Source organism: Chryseobacterium viscerum (assembly GCF_002899945.2).
Lineage (GTDB): Bacteria > Bacteroidota > Bacteroidia > Flavobacteriales > Weeksellaceae > Chryseobacterium > Chryseobacterium viscerum.
This window is the reverse complement of the sequence record NZ_PPEG02000001.1, coordinates 482,441-502,814: the sequence shown is the minus strand read 5'-3', so window position 1 is coordinate 502,814 and position 20,374 is coordinate 482,441. Positions and strand designations below refer to the sequence as shown.

The window sequence follows — 20,374 nt, the reverse complement described above, 5'->3', positions numbered from 1 at the left end:
TCGTTTGGGAATTTACAAAGGAACCTCTAATTTTGCGCTTTATAATTATAAATAATGAAATTGTATCAGCGTATTTTTATCTTTCTCATTTTTACCCTTACAATTTCCCTCGTCAAAGCACAGGATACTGGCTTTTCGGTTCAGGGAGTTGTACAGGATCACACAAAGCAGGGATTAAATGGAGTAAACATTTTTGTTGAAAACACAAAAATAAAAGCAAAAACCGATCAAAATGGAAATTTCAAAATTAGTTACAAGAAAGGAGAAGCTACATTAGTATTCAGTCTGGATGGCTACAAAAAGCTCAAAAAGAAAATAAACTTCGGTGGCGAAGAATCTCCGGTAAATATTCAGTTAGCTGAGGATCATGCGGCTGTACAAGAAGTTATAGTACACGGCAAAGGTAAAGTAAAAGCACTGCAAGACGGTGCTTTTACTGTTAATGCTATAGATGTTGCTAAATTGGCCAATACCACGGCAGATCTTAATCAGGTTCTGAACAGAACCACTGGGATTAAAGTCCGTCAGCAGGGTGGTATAGGTTCCGATTATAACTTCTCTATCAACGGAATGTCTGGAAAAGCTGTGAAATTCTTTATAGATGGTGTTCCTTTGGAAATGCTAGGAAAAGGAGTGGATCTGAGTACATTGCCTGTAAATATGGCCGACCGTGTAGAGATCTACAAAGGGGTTGTTCCCATCCATTTAAGTACGGATGCTATGGGGGGAGCGGTCAATATTATTACGCCGGGAAGCAGCAAAAATTACCTGGATGCAAGTATAAGTCTAGGTTCTTTTAATACACAGCGTATCAATCTGAATGGACAGTTTAAAGATGATAAGACCGGAATTATCCTGCGTATCAACAGTTTTTATAACCATTCCGATAACAATTATCTGATGAAGGATATGAAAATTTGGAATTCTGCCAAAAATGAATATGAGTTAAGAGACCTGAAACGTTTTAATGACAGATATCAATCTGTTTTTGGAATGGCTGAGGTAGGATTAGAAAACAAAAGCTGGGCAGATTCTTTCTTTGTAGGGATGTCACAATCGGTTTTTGATAAACAGATACAGACCGGTTCCAATCAGGAAGTAGTTTATGGCGGGGTAAAGCAAAACGGAGAAGCTAATAATTACTTTATGAAGTATAAAAAAGCGAACCTGTTCAATGATCATCTTGATGTGAATGTGTATGCAGGTTTCTCAAAAAGCGTTCAGAAAGCTACAGATACCCTTATGCGTAAATACAGTTGGGATAACACTTTTGTGCCTTCTGCAACAAGTGAAAAAGGGGGACGGACTATCATCATGCAGCATGAAGACCGTCTTTACTCACAGGTAGGGGCTACTTACAAAATAGTTGAGCACCACAAGCTTATCTTCAATTATGTACTTGACTATCTTAAGAATACCACATTCAATCAACTTGAAGAGGAAAAAAAGAATGTACCTCCGGCGAAGATGACCAAACAGATCTTGTCTATGGCTTATCAACAGGAGTTTTTCAATAAGCATTGGACTAATATTTTCTTTGCTAAATACTATCAGGTAGGACTTCAGAAAATGGTTTTCGATCCGGTGACCAGAACAGATAATCCGGCAAAGGATCATTTTAGCAGTTGGGGGTATGGTTTTGCTACTACGGTGAAAATTACAAAAGGATTGGGGATAAAAGGATCATTCGAACGTTCTTATCGTTTGGTAGAACCACAGGAAATTTTCGGAGATGGTGTTGCTGTAACCAGTAATATGAATCTGAAGCCTGAAACCAGCAATAATGTAAATGTAGGGTTTTACTATGGCCACCATTGGGGGGAACACGCTTTCCGTGTAGAAGGGGCAGGATACATTCGGGATACAAAGGATTTTATCTATACCGTTCCTAATTTATATAACAGTACTTTCAAATATGAAAACCTGTCCAATATCTTTACTCGCGGACTGGAAGGAGAGATGAGTTACCAATATAAAAGACTCCTGAATGTGCTAATGAATGTAAGCTACAACAAAGCCTCTGACAATACAAAATTTGCCAACAACAGTGATGATGTAGTTTCCGCTACTTACAAAAAAGATGTTCCCAACCAGCCTTGGTTATTTGGGAATGTAAATGTAAGCATTGGTAAAGACGACTGGTTTCAGAAAGACAGCCGGATAGAACTTTACTACGGACTACAGATGACAGAGTGGTTCTACAAAAACTGGAAATCTTATGGAAACCCACGAAACATTCCGATTATTCCACGACAAACCCTTCATAACATAGGGATAAGTTATTCCATGAAGAACGGGAGATATAATTTGGCGTTCGATGTAAGCAACGTTGGAGATGCACTGGCATATGACAACTTCAAACTTCAGAAGCAGGGACGTGCTTTCTATATAAAATTCAGATACCTACTTAAGTAAAAGATCATGACACAATATTTCAAAAACAGTATATTTTTAATACTTGCATGTTTAACCATCATGAGCTGTGAACGAGAACCCGGTTTAGGCGACTCTGAAAGCGGTGAAAAAGACTATAAATACTTTTTACTTTCCGCTTTGGGAAGCTGGCCCAATACTGTGCATTATATGACAGCTACCAACGACCTTACAAAAGGTGAAATGGATATTACCAAAGAAGGAGATGAGATTAACTCCAAAGGAACCTACTCCTACATTGTAAAAAATGGTTTTATCTACAACTATAAAACCGATCAGGGGATCTTCAAAAAATTTAAATATACACAGGATAGGCTGACGACTGTAAAAGAAGTGCCTTATACCTATATCAGTGATATTTCCAGCTATGTTTGGATAGATGATAATACGTTGGTTATCGTTGGAGAAACAGGGGATGGCCAGCATATACGTTATACGGTTTTCAATACTGCCGACCTTAGTATTATCCGTCAGGGTGAGATCGAAGGATTTCAGCCTTTTCCAAATATTTATAATTTCTATTCGGTGGGTGCTATGACCTATATGGATGGGCAGATCTATCTGCAGTACAGCTTCCGCGATGGTAAATGGCTCACTCCTGAATATTACAATTTTGCGGTAATAGATTATAAAACCTTCAAAGTAAAAAATTCTATAACGGATAGCCGAAGTTCTGGTATAGCCAATGGTTCTCCTTATTTCAAAACTACTTTTACAAAAGATAAAGAAGCTTTTTATTATACATGTTTTCCACGTGTAGGAGCCGGAACAAGTGATATTTATCTTTTCAGAGCTCTCAAAGGAGCAACTTCACCTGATGCAGGATATCAGATCAATCTTACCAATGTAGTTGGCGGTAAGCCTCTGGAAACCGTTATAGAATATATTGGGAACAATAAAATGGTAGTTCTGTACCGAGATCCGGCATTAGGAGGCAGTTACAATGGTCGATATGCTATTGTAGATATCGAAACCAAGCAGCTGGTGCGGGTTCTGGACGAACTGCCGGGAGATGAACCTTATGAACAAGGCATGTTTGTTCAGGATAAAAAGCTATATATTGCTGTAAATACCAATAAAGTAGGAAACTATGTATGGATTTACGATCCGCAGACTGATAAAGTAACTAAAGGAATGAAGCTTCCTAACAGTATTTCCGGGTTTGCCCGTTTCGATAAATTATATGACTAATCACAGCCTATAAACTTCGTAGAAAATATAGAATATTTATTTGATTAAAAAAGCGGTTCTCAAAATTTTTGAGAACCGCTTTTTGTTGCTTAATGCATTGTTGTTCATTTGTTTAAAAGAAAGCCTTGTCAAGGTTATAAACCTTGACAAGGATCTACTACAATAATCTGCTCTTTTAAAACTTATAATTGAATGACAGCGTTACCACCCGGCTGTCCAGATTGTATTTTTGTCGGATTGTAGAGCTGAAGTTATTCCCTGTTACCCGGTAATTATTGGTCTTCAATAAGTCCGTCACTGCAAGTTTTACGGTTGCTTTATCCTTTAATAATGTTTTAGAAACCCCTAGTGTCAGGTCAAAGTAAGCATCGCGGATAAACAAGCCAATGTTAGATTTCGAAAAATACTGTGCATTAGCCTCTGCTTTCACTCCTTTTGCAATAGTAAAGCTGTTTTGTGCGTTTAGGGTAAATGCCAGTTGTGAACTGTTGACCGAGTAATTCTGATAATTACCCTTATATTCATTGTTGAATACATTCAGCATAGAGGTCAGCGACCACCATTTGAAAAGCTTTGTAGTGGCGGTAATATTGGCACCATATACATAAGACTTGTTTAGATTGTCCTGAGTTTTTACGAGTATTCCTGTGTCCGGCTGGTAATTGTATACCTCTGTCATTACATCATTTGTAACACTAAAATAGGCCGATGCAATAATGTATTTCCCCCAGGTATATCCCAATTCTGTTGCGTGTGTAAATTCCGGATTCAGATTCGGGTTTCCTTGCCAGTAGTTGAAAGGATCATCATAAAAACGGAACGGATTCAGGTCGAAGTGGCTTGGTCTGTTGATTCTTTTACTGTACGAAGCATAAAATCCATGCTGATCATTCACCTGGTATTTGATGGATGCACTCGGGAAAAGGTTGGTGTAATTTCTTTTTCGCTGTTCCTGGGAAGTTTTCTGGTTGATATCCGTATGGGTCATTTCCGTTCTCAACCCCAGCTGGAATGTCCATTTCGTCAGATTAAGTTTATAGTTGGCGTACAATGCATGTATTTGCTCTTTGTATGCATATTCATTACTTGCTTTATCATCATTGATCCATTCGTCACCCTGCTGTATAAAATACTCCGAAGGATTGTTATTAGACTTTATAGTAGATTTCAACCCTGTTTCCAGATTATGCTTATCGCTAAAAGGCAGGGTAAAATCTACCTTAGCATTGAAGACTTTCAGACGGGATGCAATGCTGCCTCTTCTATTGTTGAATTTCTCTGTTCCCAGATTCACCAATGCATCTGAAATCTGATTCTGGCGGGAAGAGAAACGTGAAGTTTCGTATTCCAGATCCACATCTACCTTATAATCCTTATCGTTGAAGATGTGGGTACCCTTTAAATTGTAGGTATAGTCGTACCAGTTTTCCTTGCTTTTATTATCTGAGAGTACATGAGCAAACAGATTATCTATGGGCTGAAATATTCTGTTTTCCCCTTTCGAAAAATCTTCATATCGCCCTATTTTAGCATCGAATAAAGCACCAATCGTTGTTTTGTCACTCAAAGCATAATCAGCCCCGAATTTAAAATTATTAGAAGTTAAAGGCTCATTGGTTACTGAATTTTGATCAGTTCTCCGAGTCATTTGCTGAGGTTGTTTCTCATCGAAGAAAATCTGACTGAAGTCCCTTCTTTCTTCCTCGCCACGGAAAGTATAACTGTAGTCTCCGTGTAGAGAGAGTTTGTTGTGAGTATAGTTCAGGCTTAATCCTGTATTTACTCTGCTTTTACGGCCTCTTCCTCCGTTTAGATAATAGTTACCACTCAGTCCTTCCGATGAGCTCTTTTTCAGTATAATATTAATGATTCCGGCATTTCCCGCAGCATCATATTTGGAGGAAGGGTTGGCTATAATTTCAATATTTTTTACCAGTGTGGAATTGGTAGAGCGCAACAGATTGGCCAGCTCCTTTGCTGACAGCGAACTGAGCTTCCCGTTGATCATTACACTTACTCCTTTTTTGCCCCGTAAAGAAAGTTCTCCTTCCTGCGAAACGACCACACCAGGTGTTTTGCCCAGCAATTCCAAAACAGTAGTACCATCAGATAATACACTATTCTCTACATTAAAAATCATTTTATCAGCTTTTTGCTGAAAAACGGCTTTACTCCCCTTTACTACAATGCCGCTAATCTCTGAGATTTTATCTGTCTGCAAAGAATCGTTCTGGCTCTCTGTCTGTCCGTAGGCATTCAGGCTCGCCATTAAAGGGAGCCATATATAGTGTTTCTTCATGATAATAGATTTAGGTTGTTGGTTTTTTTTTATTTTTTCTGCCCCACCAGATCATAAATCCGGTTATGGGCAATGAGGCGCAGAATAAACTCATGATAAATGCCAATATTTTTCCAGGCATTCCGAAAAAAGCTCCCACGTGCAGATCGTACGTAGCGTCTGTCGCTCTTTCAGCCATAGGTTTGTCTTTGTGTGGGTGGTTAAATAAAAGCTTCCCTGAATGCTCATCAAAAATCATCATGGAAGACTCAGCATACGTGAATTCTTTATCCTTGATCCAGATGCTTAAATTATCGTGTTTGTGATCTGCTTCCGCATGGTCTTCAAGATCAATTCCAAAAGAATAAGCTTTCGGATAATGAGTTTTTACCTGTTCTATGATACGGTCTATGGTCGTTACGGTCTCCACAGATTCCGGAGCGGTTGTTTTATATTGACTGTAGTCTGGTGTAGCAGAGGAAAACCCGTTGAGTAATGCATATAGCCACATTTGGGTAATACGGAACGAATACATAATACCGGTAATCGCTACTATAATTGCAAGAAAGGAGGCATAAAAGCCAAGGATATTGTGTACATCATAATTCTTGCGTCGCCAGCCTTTTACCTTTTCCCAACGGAACCATAGACGTTGTTTACGCATTTTTTTATTTTTCGGCCACCATAGGATAATCCCGGTAATCAGCATTATTACAAAGATTATCGTGGATACCCCCACAATAGTCCCTCCAATTTTATTACTCAGCAACAGGGAACGGTGCAAAATCATACAGATAAAGAAAGGATTGTTTTTTACATCGTATATGGCGAGAACCTTTCCTGTGTATTGGTTTACATAAACGTTTTTATAAATAATGAAGGTATTGAAGTGATTCCAGCCATCGGGATTCGTTTTAATCAGTCCAAACTGATAGGAGCGGGCAGGGTCTATAGGAATGGTTACTTCATCTGTTTTTACGATTTCATTTTTCAGCTGGGCATTCACCAGATCTTTTAACTCGCGTATAGGAATAGGCTTCTTATGCTGAATATCTTTTTCTCCGTGAAAAGTATTTTCTTTACGCAGGGCAGCGGTAATATCTTCATTGAAAACAAAAAATGCACCCGACAGAGAAACTACCAACACAATGATACCTGAAAACAATCCGAGCCATAAATGAGCTTTCAGAATATATTTTTTGAAGGTACCTTTGGATTTCTTGGTGGCGGTCTGCTTCATTTTTATCTCTATTTAGTCTTATTAAAAATAAATAAGCTGCAAATATAACTTTATTTATACTAATTCTAAACAGCGAGATGGTTTTATTTCTCCTTTAAAACCTGATTTTTATTAGGATGTATGCTATAGGAAATAAAGAGGAGACCGTAAAAGAGGATTTCATTGGGTAGATAATTACTGGGAAGGAATATTTTTTCCTGACTTGAAAGTGATAGAATATTTTGCATAATGTTTCGTCCAAAAATAATTTGGAATAAGTCTCTTATACCGGCCTGATAGCTCTGAAAATCAACTCTCAATGCTCTTTTATTGATATCTTTTTAAATATACTTATTTCTATAGAAAATCATTAGTGTAACTCTCAGATTTTCAAAATAATATATTGATTATTTTTACTTCAAAAACATATCATGCTGATCAAAATTTATGGAAGTGCCATTCACGGAGTGGCTGCCCAGACCATAACAATTGAAGTGAATGTAGATACCGGTGGAGTAGGATACCATCTGGTAGGTCTTCCCGATAATGCTATTAAGGAAAGTAGTTATAGAATCTCTGCCGCCTTAAAAAATGTAGGATATAAAATTCCTGGGAAAAAAATTACAATTAATATGGCTCCTGCAGATCTCCGGAAAGAAGGTTCTGCGTATGACCTGAGTATTGCAATCGGCATTTTAACGGCTTCAGATCAGATCCAGGCAGAAAACATTAAAGACTATATTATTATGGGGGAGCTTTCTCTCGATGGAGATCTGCAGCCTATTAAAGGCGTTTTACCAATTGCTATTCAGGCCAAAGAAGAAGGTTTTAAAGGTATTATTCTTCCAAGGCAAAATGCCAGAGAAGCGGCCATTGTAAGTGATCTTGAAGTATATGGTATCGAGAATATCAGAGAGGTCATTGACTTTTTTAATGAAGGAAAGCCTCTGGACAGAGTTATATTGGATACGAGAAAGGAATTTCAGGAGAAAATCAACGACTTTCCTTTTGACTTCTCTGAAGTTAAAGGTCAGGAAGCTGCCAAAAGAGCGATGGAAGTAGCTGCTGCAGGTGGCCATAATATCATTCTGATCGGCCCTCCCGGAAGCGGAAAGACGATGTTGGCTAAAAGAGTTCCCGGTATTTTACCGCCATTGACATTGAGAGAAGCACTAGAAACAACCAAAATTCATTCTGTAGCAGGAAAGATAGGAACTGAAGCCTCATTAATGACTGTTCGTCCCTTCAGATCACCACACCACACGATTTCTGACGTTGCTTTAGTAGGAGGGGGAAGCTACCCACAGCCTGGAGAAATTTCTCTTGCTCATAACGGGGTGCTATTTTTGGACGAAATGCCTGAATTTAAACGGACAGTGCTGGAAGTAATGAGACAGCCTTTAGAAGACAGGGAAGTCACTATTTCAAGAGCCCGGTTTACCGTAAACTATCCGGCAAGTTTTATGCTCGTCGCTTCAATGAATCCCAGTCCGAGCGGATTCTTTCCTGATGATCCTAATAATACGTCCTCTGTTTATGAAATGCAGCGGTATATGAATAAAATTTCGGGACCTCTTCTGGATAGAATTGATATTCATATCGAAGTTCAGAAAGTAGAATTTGAACAGCTTTCTGAAAAAAGGAAAGGAGAAAACAGCAAAGACATTAGAGAACGTGTATTGAAAGCAAGAGACATTCAGAATAAACGATATCAGGACCTGAATATCAGCAGCAATGCTCAGATAGGCCCCAAAGAAATTGAAGCATTTTGCAGCCTGGATGAAGCTTCTTTCAATCTCATAAAATTAGCAATGGAGAAACTAAACCTTTCGGCAAGAGCGTATGACAGAATCCTGAAAGTGTCCAGAACCATTGCAGATCTTGAAGAATCTCAAAACATCCTTTCTTCTCATATTTCCGAAGCCATACAGTATCGAAGTCTTGACCGGGAGTTTTGGAATGGTTGATCCGGACTTCTATTTCTGAAATTATCTATGTAGTTATTTCAAGATCTGTTTTAAGATTGATTAAAAAAGGATGGTTGTAAACTTTTGGAATCCATTGAAACTGATCGTTCACCTTATTAATATACCCAATACCTGGCCATGGAAGATGAGCAGAGCAGATAAGTGTTCTGTTATGATAACAATTTTCCAGAACCTTTTTACGGGTTTCTACACCTGTTTCAAAATCAACATCCCACTGCGTTCCCCAGTCAGGTTTTGCAATAAGCAGGGGAGAATGGAAGACATCTACTACATTGGTGATTGAAATATCTCCATCATTTACGGTATAAATAATATGTCCTGGAGCAGCCTGTGTCTGAATACATGAGAACAAAAGATCTCCCATCTCAAATGTTGTAAGTCGGCTCCCAATGATGGAAAGGATTTTTCTCACCAATGGAATACTTGGTTTTCCTCCTTCCGGGTTTTTGCTTTTCTGAAAATCGGGTTCATTAGTTATCCAGAAATCGAATTCCTGACGTGAAATATAATAATTCGCATTTGGGAATATCATCTCATCATTCTTAGAAAGAATTCCTCCAATGTGATCCCTGTGGGCGTGTGTAATCAGAATATCCGTTATAGATTCAGGTGCAAATCCAGCTGCCGCAAGGCTGTGCAGCAGTTGCCCTGCATTTTCTTCATCATAAAACCCTTCTCCGGTATCTATTAAAATAATGCGGTCGGCTTTCTTGACAAGCATTACATTAATGGGTGCTTCATAATAAGAATCCGATAAATAAAGATTTCGGAGCTCATTTTTTACCTTGTTTTGAGGAATGCCGGGTGCTAAAATTGGCTGATGGTAACCAATACCAAAATACCCGTCAGAAAGTATAAAAATATCCAGCTCATGACATGGAAGATGTATAAATCCATGCTCTCTCTTCAGTTCGTGATCCATATTAAAATGAAGTGTTTTTTTCTTTCTTGCAAATTTAAAGATTATTCCCATACCTTGATCGATAGGTGGATGGATATTGAATGTTATAGTTGTAATTGGCTAAAATTCAATATTTTATTCTATAATGTTAATTCGCGATTGTGGCAAATAATAGTAATTATGTAACACTTGGTATTGTTTATTATGTTAAGTTTGATTACCAAATTATTTAAAATATTACATTATGAAAATAAAATTCTTAAACACTGTGTAGAGGGTAGGTCTAACTTCTGAAGAATAATGAAAATATATTCTTCCTACTTTTCGATTGCAATAAATAACGTTTTTTAAGTTGTTTACGGTTCTGCTTACTAAGCGGATCAATTTAAAGTCATTGTAAATCAGGTTTTTAATAATCTATTATGAAAACACATTTAGTCAATAAACTGTGCCTATAGCTTGTGCCCGGATGTTTCGTCTTTTCTTATAGTTTAAAATCAGATTCACAGAGAAAGAAATTTGTTGATTACAAAATTTTTAACCAAATCACATCATTAAAATGTCAAATACAATTTCCTCACTTGAAAACTTATCCATAGGTGCTGCTGTATTGCTGTCAGCTGAAGACAGAGAAAAGCTGTTAAATGGATTTAATAAAACCGGTTGGGACTATCACCATGAAGAAACACTGGAGTCTCTTTTCCGGAAACAGGCAATGCTTCATCCCGATAAGCTTGCCGTTATTTATGAGGATCGGGAGATCACTTATAGAGAGTTAGACCGAAGAAGTAACCAGGTTGCCAATACATTATTGAGCCAGGGCATCAAAGAAGGAAAGTATGTTCCTATCTGGCTGGACCGTTCCTTAGAATGGATTGTTGCAGTGCTTGGTGTTATTAAAACCGGAGCAGCTTATGTCCCAATAGATCCAGCCTATCCTGTTAAAAGGGTAGAATATATACTTTCAGATACCGCTTCCGATATAATCATTACCAATCAAAATCTTCAGGGTCTTTTATCTGAAAAAGAAAAGGTAAAAGTATTTGATTTGAGCAGTATGGATCATCTTAACAATTTGCCCTCAGAATATCCGGAAACGAACATTCACCAGAATGATTTGGCGTATACAATTTATACTTCCGGTTCAACGGGAAAGCCAAAAGGAGTAATGGTAAGCCATCAGGCGATACAGCATTTGGTAACATGGCATAATCATCATTTCCATGTAGATCACAGTTCAAAGTTGACCCTTGTTGCAGGATTGGCATTTGACATATCGGTATGGGAGACCTGGTCGGCACTGACCTCCGGAGCAACTCTTTTTATAGCGGGTGATGAAGATAGGACGGATACTCACGCGCTGGTAGATTACTATAGGAGAAATCAGATTACACACGGTTTTGTACCATCTGTTCTGGCTCCGTCTGTGGTCAATTGTACCCGAAACTATAATGATCTGAAATTAAAATATCTTTTTACTGGTGGTGAAAAGCTAAAACCAGTGCTGACTTCTGAATTAAGTTACGAATTGGTAGATTATTATGGTCCCACCGAATGCACAGTATATGCTACTTTCAAAAAAGTGAAAGATACGAATGGTAAATATATTTCCTCAATAGGTAAACCCATTGCCAATGCCAAAGCCTATATTGTAAACGAAAATATGGAATTGTTACCATTGGGAGCGGTCGGAGAGCTGTGTATCGGCGGAAATCTTTTAGCGAAAGGATATCTTAATAATGAAGAACTCACAAATTCTAAATTCATTACCAATCCTTTTAATGAAACAGAAAAATTATATCGTACCGGAGATCTGGCGAAATGGCAGCCGGATGGCAATATTGAATTTTTAGGAAGAATAGATAATCAGGTGAAAATTCGTGGATTCCGGGTTGAGTTGGGAGAAATAGAACGTACATTGGTTCAGCAGGATGATATCATGGAAGCCATAGTCATCAGTAAAGAAACAGAAGGAAGTACTCAATTTCTTATTGCTTTTATTGTCCTGAAACCAGAAGCTGAAAAAGATATAGCATCAGTCCGGAATACCTTGAAAGAAGAACTTCCGGGTTATATGATCCCTGCACAGATTATTTTTATAGATAAATTTCCGGTAACGGCAAATGGCAAAACAGATACTCAGTCGCTGAGAGATCTTGCCGATAAAGAAGCTAAAGAACGTATTTCATTTGAGCCGCCAACCAATGAGACTGAAAGAATTATAGTAGATGTTTGGGCTTCAGCACTAGAACGTCCTGTGATTAACATCACAGATCATTTTTTTGATATTGGAGGAAATTCCTTGCTGGTGGCAACCGTTGCTGTCACATTACAAAGAAAGCTTGATGTAAAAGTATACCTCAGGGATATTTATCAATATCCGGTATTACAGCAGCTATCGGAAGTTCTTATAGAAAGAGCCAGAGAAACCAGGGAAGCTGCTCCCGTGGAAGATATGGAACCGTATGTCGAACTGCAGAAAGATGTTTATCTTGCTCCGGGAACTGTTTTTGCAGGAGGATTTGATCCTAAACAGATAGAGAACCCAACGACAATATTTCTAACCGGAGTTACAGGATTTGTAGGAATTCATCTTTTACAGGAACTTCTGGATACAACAATTGCTGATATTTATTGCCTCGTAAGAGCTCAGGATGAATTTTACGCGATGGAAAAGATTGATAGATGTTTTAAACAATACCATATTCCTCAAAAAGAAGAGCAGAAGTCAAGAATTATCCCTGTAATTGGAGATTTAGCATTGCCTTCATTAGGATTGTCAGAAGAGACATTCAGAAAATTAGCAAAGCAAACCGATCTGATTTACCATTCAGGAAGTTCAGTAAACTTTATTGAGCCTTATTCTTATATGAAAGCCCCGAATGTAGAAGGATTAAGAGAAATCATAAAACTGGCAGGAGCGGAAAGAACAAAATGTCTTGCTTTATTATCTACCATTTCAGTGTATAGCTGGGGACATCTTTTTACGGGGAAAACGGTGATGCTTGAATCCGATGATATCGAACAGAACCTGATGTCAGTAAGTAAAGACATCGGCTATGTAAGAAGCAAGTGGGTAATGGAGGCAGTTGCAGATTTAGCAGCAAAAGAAGGACTGCCATTGATTACTTATCGTCTTGGCTATGCCATGTGCCATAGCGAAACGGGAGCCAGTGCATCCTATCAATGGTGGTCCGGACTGGTGAAAAACTGCATAGAATTCAAATCTTATCCGGCATTGACGGACCTTAGAGAAGGTCTTACCACAGTAGATTATATGACGAAGTCTATGGCTCATATTACAAAGAATAAAGAAGCAATAGGTAAAAAATTCAACCTGATTGCCCGTCCGGAAACCAATCTTACATTGGAAGATTTCTTTGGACTTATGAAAAAATACTATCCTTTCACGCTGAAAGATCTTCCTTATAAAGAATGGAGAAAACAATGGGAAGATGACAGCAAAAATAGGTTGTATCCACTGACGAGTCTTTTCAGGGACAATATGCACGAAGGGTTATCTACTGTAGAGCTTTATCAGAATACCTATATATGGGATTGTTCCAATGTCATTCAGTTTCTGGAAGGCTCAGATATTCAGGAACCTGTATTTGATAAAAAAATATTGGATTCCTACTTAAAATACCTCGGAATTCAGGTTGAATAATATTGATTTAAAAAGCCCAAACAGATTCTGCTTGGGCTTTTCTATTGAAAAATGAATTTTATCCGGATCTGGTTATGGGGGCGTACAAATTTTTAATAGAATAAATGAAGCGTCAAGTTTTGTCGTAATACAAACTGATATTTGTCTCGTAATAAAATGAGGTAACTCCTCTGTTTCCTTATCAACTGAAAGTAAAGAATAATAAATGAATAATTTTATTGTATTGTCTAAAGATTTTGCGGCCAATGAAAGTGCCGTGATTGATCTTAAATCCTGGGGTTTTATAAATCCATTAGGAGCACTCACGTTTCAGAATAAAACAGGACTGTCAGCCAGATTTCTTTGGCAGGGAGATATCATCTCGGGTAACAGAGAAAAAACAGGCTATTTTAAAGAAGTAACCAATGATTTAGGCGTAAAAGTAAGCCATTATGAAGGTTTTATAACCATTACCAATGGTGGCGGAAAACAATATTTGGAAGGGGAATTAAAAGTATAAGAAGGCAATTTTCATTTCCGGAAATCATTATATTTTACCATAAAAAAAGCCAGACATTATGAATGTCTGGCTTTTTCTTTATCTAAAGGTTAATTTTAATTCACCGTTACCTTCACTACATTCTGAACAGAAGGAACCGGATAGTGATTTCCAACTTTGGAAACAGACATATTCTCAGCCTGCGGAGTTCCACCAAACAAAGCCTGGTGATTTCCAGCTCCCGGATATTGGTCAATCCCCGTCCCTGAATCAAATAAAGAGGTTTTTGAGGTAATATCCCCTTTAGTATTCGCGTCAATACTTTGCTCGTTGGCATAGAACCAGTCATTGGAAAAACCAAACATTGTTGCATAGGCAATTTTATCACCCGGATCAGCATTAAAGCTTGTTGTCACTTTACTTCCCGGTGTTACAGGAGCACTCCCCGCAACATAAACACCTTTTACATTCGGTAAAGATTTAAGACTGTTTTGAAGCTTTGCTACATTTCCAAATTGGGCAATGTCTTTCAGTCCCATTCCGCTGTCTGTTTTTCCTAGTTCATAAATAGGATTTTTATCTCCACGGTATACCACGACCAATGCAGGAGAAAGACCAGTCATAATTCCTGTGTTGGCATTCAGTTTAGTCATCATCTTGCTGATATTCCCCATTTGAGCAATATCTGTGATTTCAGGATTGGATAAAGCATTAGGGGTAAAGAAAGGAGCACTGTTCAGCAGCTGAGAACCATTGTAATTGGAAACCGCCCATACTCCCGGAGAAAAAGGAGTCTCGTTGGCTGTTCCGCCAGAAGTATTGGTGATCGTAAGGGTGAATTCAGAAGAAACGTCATTGTAAGACAGATTAAGTTTCATAAGCTGAGCTGCATTTACATTAGCAACCGGCATGATGGGCTTACTTTCCGTTTGCCCGGTTATATCATCTTTCGTTCCGTTGTCCCATAATCGTACGCTTGAAGAAACATCACCGGTAATAGCATTTCCATTGTTGTCAAACAATTTGATACCCGGCTGTTGGGAGGCAAAAAACCAGTCTTTTGAAGCTCCATACATGGTGGCAAACATTAAAGCTTGTGTTTTTCCGGCACTGAATTTAACAGAAACAGATTGTCCCGGCAGAATAATAGGCGGAGTTCCTGTTCCCTGAAAACTCCCGCTTTCTACAAAATCTTTAGGAGTTACAACGTTTTCAAAAGTAATGGTTCTTTGAAAACCCATATCCATCATCACGTCGTTATCCGAATCATTGCATGAAGAAAGAGTAAATGCAGCTAGAGTAGCTGCCGCTAAAACTGATGTTCTGAAAATAAACTTGTTCATAAAAGTAATTTTTTATAGTTATAATTGATATCTGTAACTATAGTCGGCTACTTTTTGAGATCCTGACAAAAAAGAATAAATATTTTTTACCAGATAAAATAATAGGTAAGTTTTGGAGTCATGCAAAAAGGGTTTTACATCAGGAAAAAGGTAGATGTTTTTCAGTTTTTACTTCATATCAATGAGCAAACTTATTGTATGGGCTAAAGATTTTGTGGGGAGTACAGATAGGTTTTTTATATCCCCTTTTTTCCATCCAGAATCATCTGAATCATTTTTATCTTTCTGTTTTCTCTGGTCTCTGGCTTTTTGGCTTCTTCAATCCAGCGGATGTATTCCTTTTTGTGGGTATAACTCATCTTGTCAAATAAAGCTTTTGCTTCGGGGCTTTCATTAAAAACAGAAACAATATCATCGGCAACCTCGACCACTCTTTCTTCTTTATCTTCAGTAAGAGAAACAGAGACATGATCTCCGAAAGTTTTACCAAGCTGTTTTCTGACTTCCTGCGTAAGACCGAGAATGTGGCAGTCCGATTTCATTTTGGCAAGACTTCCACGGTATTCAACTTTACCGTCAAACAGGGCTTTAATTTTTACCTGACCTTTTTTATTAAAAAGTTCTTCCGTAGAAAAAGGAAATTCCACAAACGCAGCATCCATCTCTCCGTTTTGCTGTATAACAGCTGTGAATTTGATAGTTTGAGACTTCATGATGAGAAATTTTAAGAGTCAAAAATAAAAAAAACCGTGAAAGTAAATTTCACGGTTTTAAAAATAAATCAGATAAGATTATTTTTTATTGATTTTCTTAGGGGTTGTAGTAGTACCCGAGTTTTTAGTTTTTGTATCAGCTGGAGTGTTTTCACCTCTTACAAGCTTCAATTCGTCAACTAATCTTCTTGCACCTGCATACTTATCGATTGTCCAAAGAACAAAACGAACGTCTACGTTGATTGTTTTCTGCCATTCAGGCTCGAATACGATATCACCGCTTAATGCTTCACTGTTTCCATCGAAAGCGATACCGATAAGGTTACCGTCTCCATCAATTACCGGAGAACCAGAGTTACCACCCGTAATATCATTGTTAGAAAGGAAGTTTACAGGCATATATCCTGCAGCATCAGCATACTGTCCGAAGTCTTTAAGGTTATAAAGGTCGATCACTCTTTGAGGAAGGTCAAACTCTTCATCACCTTTCTTGTATTTTCCAACAAGACCAGTCATGTCTGTATAATAGTTATCCGTAATACCGAAATAGTTTCTGTCATTTCTGATAGGAAGCTTATCTACAGTACCGTAAGTTAATCTCATCGTAGAGTTAGCATCCGGATAGAATTTTTTCTCAGGCATAGCTTTCATTAGACCAGCTAAGAACATACGGTTCTTTTTAGCAAAATTATCATCTACCTGAACATATCTTTCAGTACTCATCTTTTGATCAGCAGCAATTCCGTTAGCTGCTTTCCAAAGTGGATCAGCATCAAGCTTCAATGCATCTGGGTTCAATAAGAAGTTCGTTGCAGAAGTTTTGTTGGCAAAAATTGAAGAATACGCCAGGTTAGAAACTGTTTTAGCATCAAGACCTAAAATAGTCGCAGAAGCAATGTCTTTATTGGTAACTCTTGTTTGGTATAAGTTAACCATAGAAGTAAGCATTTCTCCTTCTAAAGATGGATTAATGTTTTCATAAGCTGCTTTAATAGCCGCTTCAGTTTTAGCTTTCATAGCCAGTCTGCCTTGCATATCCTGAGCAGCATAAGTCTTAAGGACAGATCCTACTTGCAGTGCAAGTGATATATATTTTGCATTTCTTGAGAACTGAGAAGCGTAGTTTCTTTCAACATTTCTTTCAGAAACCTGCTTGTAGTACATTGCAATATCTTCAAGAATTCCATCATAAGCTTCATTACCAGCTGTCATAGACCATTTTCTGAAAATGTCTTCAGTTTTTTGCTTGTCAGTAATGGTTCCGTTTTTATCTACTGCATCAATAGTACCTTGTCTGTTTTTCCAGTAGTTTGCTACTGAAGCATATTGAGAAGCATAGTTAAGCTGAGTTGCTTTATCCTTGTCCATGTATTTCTTCATTACATCCATAGCAAGTTTAGAAGCTTCCACCCAAGCCGGGTAATCTTTGTTGACCATCTGCTGAATTCCGTAAGAAGTCAGGTAACGGTTTGTTCTTCCAGGGTATCCAAGGATCATTGAGAAGTCACCAGGCTTAATTCCTTTAAGAGAAACAGGAAGGAAGTGCTTAGGCTTCAAAGGAGTATTGCTTGGAGAATATTCAGCAGGGTTTCCTGCAGCATCAGCATACACTCTGAAAACTGTAAAGTCTGCAGTATGTCTTGGCCATTCCCAGTTATCTGTATCTCCTCCGAATTTTCCTAATGATGAAGGTGGAGCACCTACCAATCTGATGTCTTTATAATCCTGATATACGAAATAGTAGAATTCATTTCCGTTGAAGAAATCTTTTACCACTACAGTATATTTTCCGTTTTCAGAGTTTTCTGTCTGGATTGCTTTAGTCTCAGCATCAATAACAGCTTTTCTCTCTGCTCCGGTCATATTGTTGTTTAGTTTAGAAGTGATCCTTTGAGTAGCATCATCCATTCTCACTAAAAATCTTACGTAAAGATCCTTTGCATTGAACTCGTCTTTCTGTTTCATTGCCCAGAAACCGTTCTTCAAATAATCTTTTTCTGGTGTAGAAGCAGCAGCAACAGCACCGTAACCACAGTGGTGGTTAGTAAATATAAGTCCTTTATCAGAAACAATCTCACCTGTACAGAAACCACCGAAACTTACGATAGCATCCTTTAAGCTTGAATTGTTTACCGAATAAATTTCTTCAGGCGTAAGGTGTAGACCCTCTTTTTGCATATCAACACCGTTAAGTCTTTTGATGAGCATAAGCAGCCACATCCCCTCATCCGCCCTCATCTGAGCAAAGCCCAATAAGAAAGTGAATAGTAGAAATAGTCTTTTCATTTTATAAAATAATTTTTGTGTCGCTAATTTACTAATTTTTACGAGATTCTGTCCCGGATTGGTATGAAAATGGGAGGATAACCTCTATGAAAAAGATACTATTACCCCTTTTTGCCGTTTTACTTTTAGGAGTTGTTTTAAATTGCTCCACAATACCGGATAAAAATCCATCCCTTCAAAGGCAATGGATGTTGGTTTCTTTTGATGGTTTTTCAAAAGATCAATTGATAGCCAATAAAGCCGAAATGAATCTGACAGGCAGTATGGATAATGGTAAAATTCAAGCGAGTGTCTATATGGGGTGTAATCAAATGTCTTTTGTATCTGAATTTAAAAAAGGAGGAAAAATGAAAATCTCAAAAGGAGTAAGCACCATGAAAGCTTGTCAGGATATGAATCTTGAAACCTCTTTTCAGAAAAAAATTGAAACCATGACCAGATATTCGGTAGAAGGGCATTTTCTCACTTTATCCGATGATAAGGGAGCCTCAATGAAATTTGTAGCAGCCGATTGGGATTAATGATTTCCGTTTTACAATATAAAAGTCCGCCAGAGCGGACTTTTTTGTTTAAAAAATCTAGTTTGGTTATCAGCTTTTTGAGGGTTACTAGTTCTGAAGATTATTAGTTTTTGAGAATAGTTTTTTTAAGTGCTCGTCTATATTGAGGTTAGTTCAATAAATTTTTTATTTGTGTTTCTAGAATTTATGATAGGCATGCCTGTGGGTCTGTTGGGAATAGTTTTTTTGAAATAGTCAAAATTCAGGATGTTGGAACAACGTTTTCCAAAAGTTTAAATTCAGATATTGGTTTTACATTCCTGCTTTTTACTTCAAGCCCCTGTTTAGAAAACAGGCCTGCGGCTAAAACGGAGAATCAACATGCGGAATTGCAAAAAATGAGAGAATAGATAGATTTTTTTTTCATAGATCGTTGTTTTTAAAGTGTTAGTTTTCAGTGTTATAATGTGGGTATCTTGGGAAGACTAAATTACGATCTATCTTAATCAAATGAAAGGAAAATAGACCAACGGCAGAAATAATCGACCAATGGCATTTTATGAATTATTTGTTGAATGTCCGGTTAGGTTTTTAAGGATTGAAAAAAGAAAGATTATCCTTATATGTCCGGCCTATAGGAAGCTTTATATGATGGGCAAGCTCTATTTCATGACAGTTTTTCCCGCGGATGAGGTGACGTGGTACAGCATAGCTTCTGTGTATTCTGACAAAAGAATCGAAAAAGCTTTTTTGAAGGAGATTTCCCAGAGAATTTAAAATACAGTGATTTTTTTCAAGGGTGATGATCCGGGTATAGTCTTTTAGAGCTTCCAGGTACAGAATATCTTTCATTTTGATTTGAAAAATATTTCCACCCTCTTTTATTTTGATGCAATTTTCTCCTACCATAGCATCATAGCACTCACATTTTTCTTTGACTTCAAAAAAATCGAAAAGCTTCTGTATGGAATAATGAAAGCGCTCGGCAGTAAGAGGTTTGGTGATAAAATCTAATGTATTGACCTCAAAAACCCGGGCAGCCAATTCAGGATGAGAACTTACAAAGATACAGGCGGGGATCTTATGAGCCAGCTTCCGAAATTCAAGCCCGGTCATTCCCTGTAAATTGGTTTCGGTGATCAGAAGATCTATAGGGAGATCAAGATATGGAACCGCTTTTTCTGCAGAATCAAAAGAGGCGACAATCTCAATATTTTGATATTGTCTGATGTAATGCTGAAGAACCAGCCTGTCCAGTTCATCATTATCAATAATCATACATCTAATATGGCTAATCATGATATTCCGGATATTATTTTTAATTTAAATGTTTAAAAATTAGAAATTTATTATATAAAGTTATTGATTTTTGCATAA

13 protein-coding genes are annotated in these 20,374 nt (G+C 37.7%); 6 read left to right on the top strand and 7 right to left on the bottom strand.

What is annotated here, in order from left to right:
* The first annotated feature begins 54 nt into the window (after positions 1-54).
* Complete coding sequence (locus C1634_RS02250; RefSeq protein ID WP_109737840.1) at positions 55-2,415, top strand: TonB-dependent receptor; 2,361 nt, start codon at positions 55-57, stop codon at positions 2,413-2,415.
* Between the two features lie 60 nt (positions 2,416-2,475).
* Positions 2,476-3,624 carry a DUF4374 domain-containing protein gene (locus C1634_RS02245; protein ID WP_228409941.1) on the top strand — a complete coding sequence of 383 codons (1,149 nt, stop codon included), beginning with the start codon at positions 2,476-2,478 and terminating at the stop codon, positions 3,622-3,624.
* Between the two features lie 175 nt (positions 3,625-3,799).
* Here the strand turns inward: C1634_RS02245 and C1634_RS02240 are convergent, their stop codons facing one another.
* Together C1634_RS02240 and C1634_RS02235 are read right to left on the bottom strand one after the other, a co-directional pair.
* Complete coding sequence (locus tag C1634_RS02240) at positions 3,800-5,923, bottom strand: TonB-dependent receptor domain-containing protein (RefSeq protein WP_103231167.1); 2,124 nt, start codon at positions 5,921-5,923, stop codon at positions 3,800-3,802.
* A 10-nt stretch (positions 5,924-5,933) separates the two neighbouring features.
* Positions 5,934-7,142 (bottom strand): PepSY-associated TM helix domain-containing protein, encoded by a 1,209-nt coding sequence (locus C1634_RS02235; RefSeq protein ID WP_103231168.1) that lies wholly within the window; start codon positions 7,140-7,142, stop codon positions 5,934-5,936.
* A gap of 410 nt (positions 7,143-7,552) precedes the next feature.
* Here C1634_RS02235 and C1634_RS02230 point away from each other — a divergent pair, with 410 nt between their 5' ends.
* Positions 7,553-9,088 (top strand): YifB family Mg chelatase-like AAA ATPase, encoded by a 1,536-nt coding sequence (locus C1634_RS02230; protein ID WP_103231169.1) that lies wholly within the window; start codon positions 7,553-7,555, stop codon positions 9,086-9,088.
* Between the two features lie 25 nt (positions 9,089-9,113).
* On the opposite strand, the gene C1634_RS02225 is transcribed toward C1634_RS02230, so the two are convergent.
* Positions 9,114-10,031, bottom strand: a complete 918-nt coding sequence (locus tag C1634_RS02225; protein WP_165835251.1) for an MBL fold metallo-hydrolase — start codon at positions 10,029-10,031, stop codon at positions 9,114-9,116.
* 538 nt (positions 10,032-10,569) lie between these two features.
* Here C1634_RS02225 and C1634_RS02220 point away from each other — a divergent pair.
* Together C1634_RS02220 and C1634_RS02215 are read left to right on the top strand one after the other, a co-directional pair.
* Complete coding sequence (locus tag C1634_RS02220) at positions 10,570-13,677, top strand: non-ribosomal peptide synthetase family protein (RefSeq protein WP_103231171.1); 3,108 nt, start codon at positions 10,570-10,572, stop codon at positions 13,675-13,677.
* Positions 13,678-13,882: 205 nt separating this feature from the next.
* On the top strand, positions 13,883-14,176 hold the full coding sequence (locus C1634_RS02215) for a hypothetical protein (RefSeq protein ID WP_103231172.1): 294 nt from the start codon (positions 13,883-13,885) through the stop codon (positions 14,174-14,176).
* 95 nt (positions 14,177-14,271) lie between these two features.
* Here the strand turns inward: C1634_RS02215 and C1634_RS02210 are convergent, their stop codons facing one another.
* The 3 genes from C1634_RS02210 to C1634_RS02200 form a co-directional block, all read right to left on the bottom strand.
* Positions 14,272-15,498, bottom strand: coding sequence for a spondin domain-containing protein (locus tag C1634_RS02210; RefSeq protein WP_103231173.1), 1,227 nt, complete (start codon positions 15,496-15,498; stop codon positions 14,272-14,274).
* A 236-nt stretch (positions 15,499-15,734) separates the two neighbouring features.
* Entirely contained in the window at positions 15,735-16,211 is a 477-nt protein-coding gene (locus tag C1634_RS02205; protein WP_109737839.1) for a YdeI/OmpD-associated family protein, read from the bottom strand.
* A gap of 78 nt (positions 16,212-16,289) precedes the next feature.
* The gene (locus tag C1634_RS02200) at positions 16,290-18,497 is read right to left on the bottom strand and encodes a S46 family peptidase (RefSeq protein WP_109737838.1); all 2,208 of its coding nucleotides are present in this window, start codon (positions 18,495-18,497) and stop codon (positions 16,290-16,292) included.
* A gap of 86 nt (positions 18,498-18,583) precedes the next feature.
* On the opposite strand from C1634_RS02200, the gene C1634_RS02195 reads away from it, so the two are divergent.
* Positions 18,584-19,018 (top strand): META domain-containing protein, encoded by a 435-nt coding sequence (locus C1634_RS02195; protein ID WP_228409939.1) that lies wholly within the window; start codon positions 18,584-18,586, stop codon positions 19,016-19,018.
* A gap of 570 nt (positions 19,019-19,588) precedes the next feature.
* Here C1634_RS02195 and C1634_RS02190 read toward each other — a convergent pair.
* The gene (locus tag C1634_RS02190; RefSeq protein ID WP_228409937.1) at positions 19,589-20,296 is read right to left on the bottom strand and encodes a LytR/AlgR family response regulator transcription factor; all 708 of its coding nucleotides are present in this window, start codon (positions 20,294-20,296) and stop codon (positions 19,589-19,591) included.
* Between the last annotated feature and the right edge of the window lie 78 nt (positions 20,297-20,374).

Coding starts and splice junctions, on each gene's coding strand:
- C1634_RS02200 (WP_109737838.1), bottom strand. CDS start 18,497: ATGAAAAGACTATTTCTACTATTCACTTTCTTATTGGGCTTTGCTCAG.
- C1634_RS02235 (WP_103231168.1), bottom strand. CDS start 7,142: ATGAAGCAGACCGCCACCAAGAAATCCAAAGGTACCTTCAAAAAATAT.
- C1634_RS02240 (WP_103231167.1), bottom strand. CDS start 5,923: ATGAAGAAACACTATATATGGCTCCCTTTAATGGCGAGCCTGAATGCC.
- C1634_RS02245 (WP_228409941.1), top strand. CDS start 2,476: ATGAGCTGTGAACGAGAACCCGGTTTAGGCGACTCTGAAAGCGGTGAA.
- C1634_RS02190 (WP_228409937.1), bottom strand. CDS start 20,296: ATGATTAGCCATATTAGATGTATGATTATTGATAATGATGAACTGGAC.
- C1634_RS02210 (WP_103231173.1), bottom strand. CDS start 15,498: ATGAACAAGTTTATTTTCAGAACATCAGTTTTAGCGGCAGCTACTCTA.
- C1634_RS02195 (WP_228409939.1), top strand. CDS start 18,584: ATGAAAAAGATACTATTACCCCTTTTTGCCGTTTTACTTTTAGGAGTT.
- C1634_RS02220 (WP_103231171.1), top strand. CDS start 10,570: ATGTCAAATACAATTTCCTCACTTGAAAACTTATCCATAGGTGCTGCT.
- C1634_RS02205 (WP_109737839.1), bottom strand. CDS start 16,211: ATGAAGTCTCAAACTATCAAATTCACAGCTGTTATACAGCAAAACGGA.
- C1634_RS02250 (WP_109737840.1), top strand. CDS start 55: ATGAAATTGTATCAGCGTATTTTTATCTTTCTCATTTTTACCCTTACA.
- C1634_RS02215 (WP_103231172.1), top strand. CDS start 13,883: ATGAATAATTTTATTGTATTGTCTAAAGATTTTGCGGCCAATGAAAGT.
- C1634_RS02225 (WP_165835251.1), bottom strand. CDS start 10,031: ATGGATCACGAACTGAAGAGAGAGCATGGATTTATACATCTTCCATGT.
- C1634_RS02230 (WP_103231169.1), top strand. CDS start 7,553: ATGCTGATCAAAATTTATGGAAGTGCCATTCACGGAGTGGCTGCCCAG.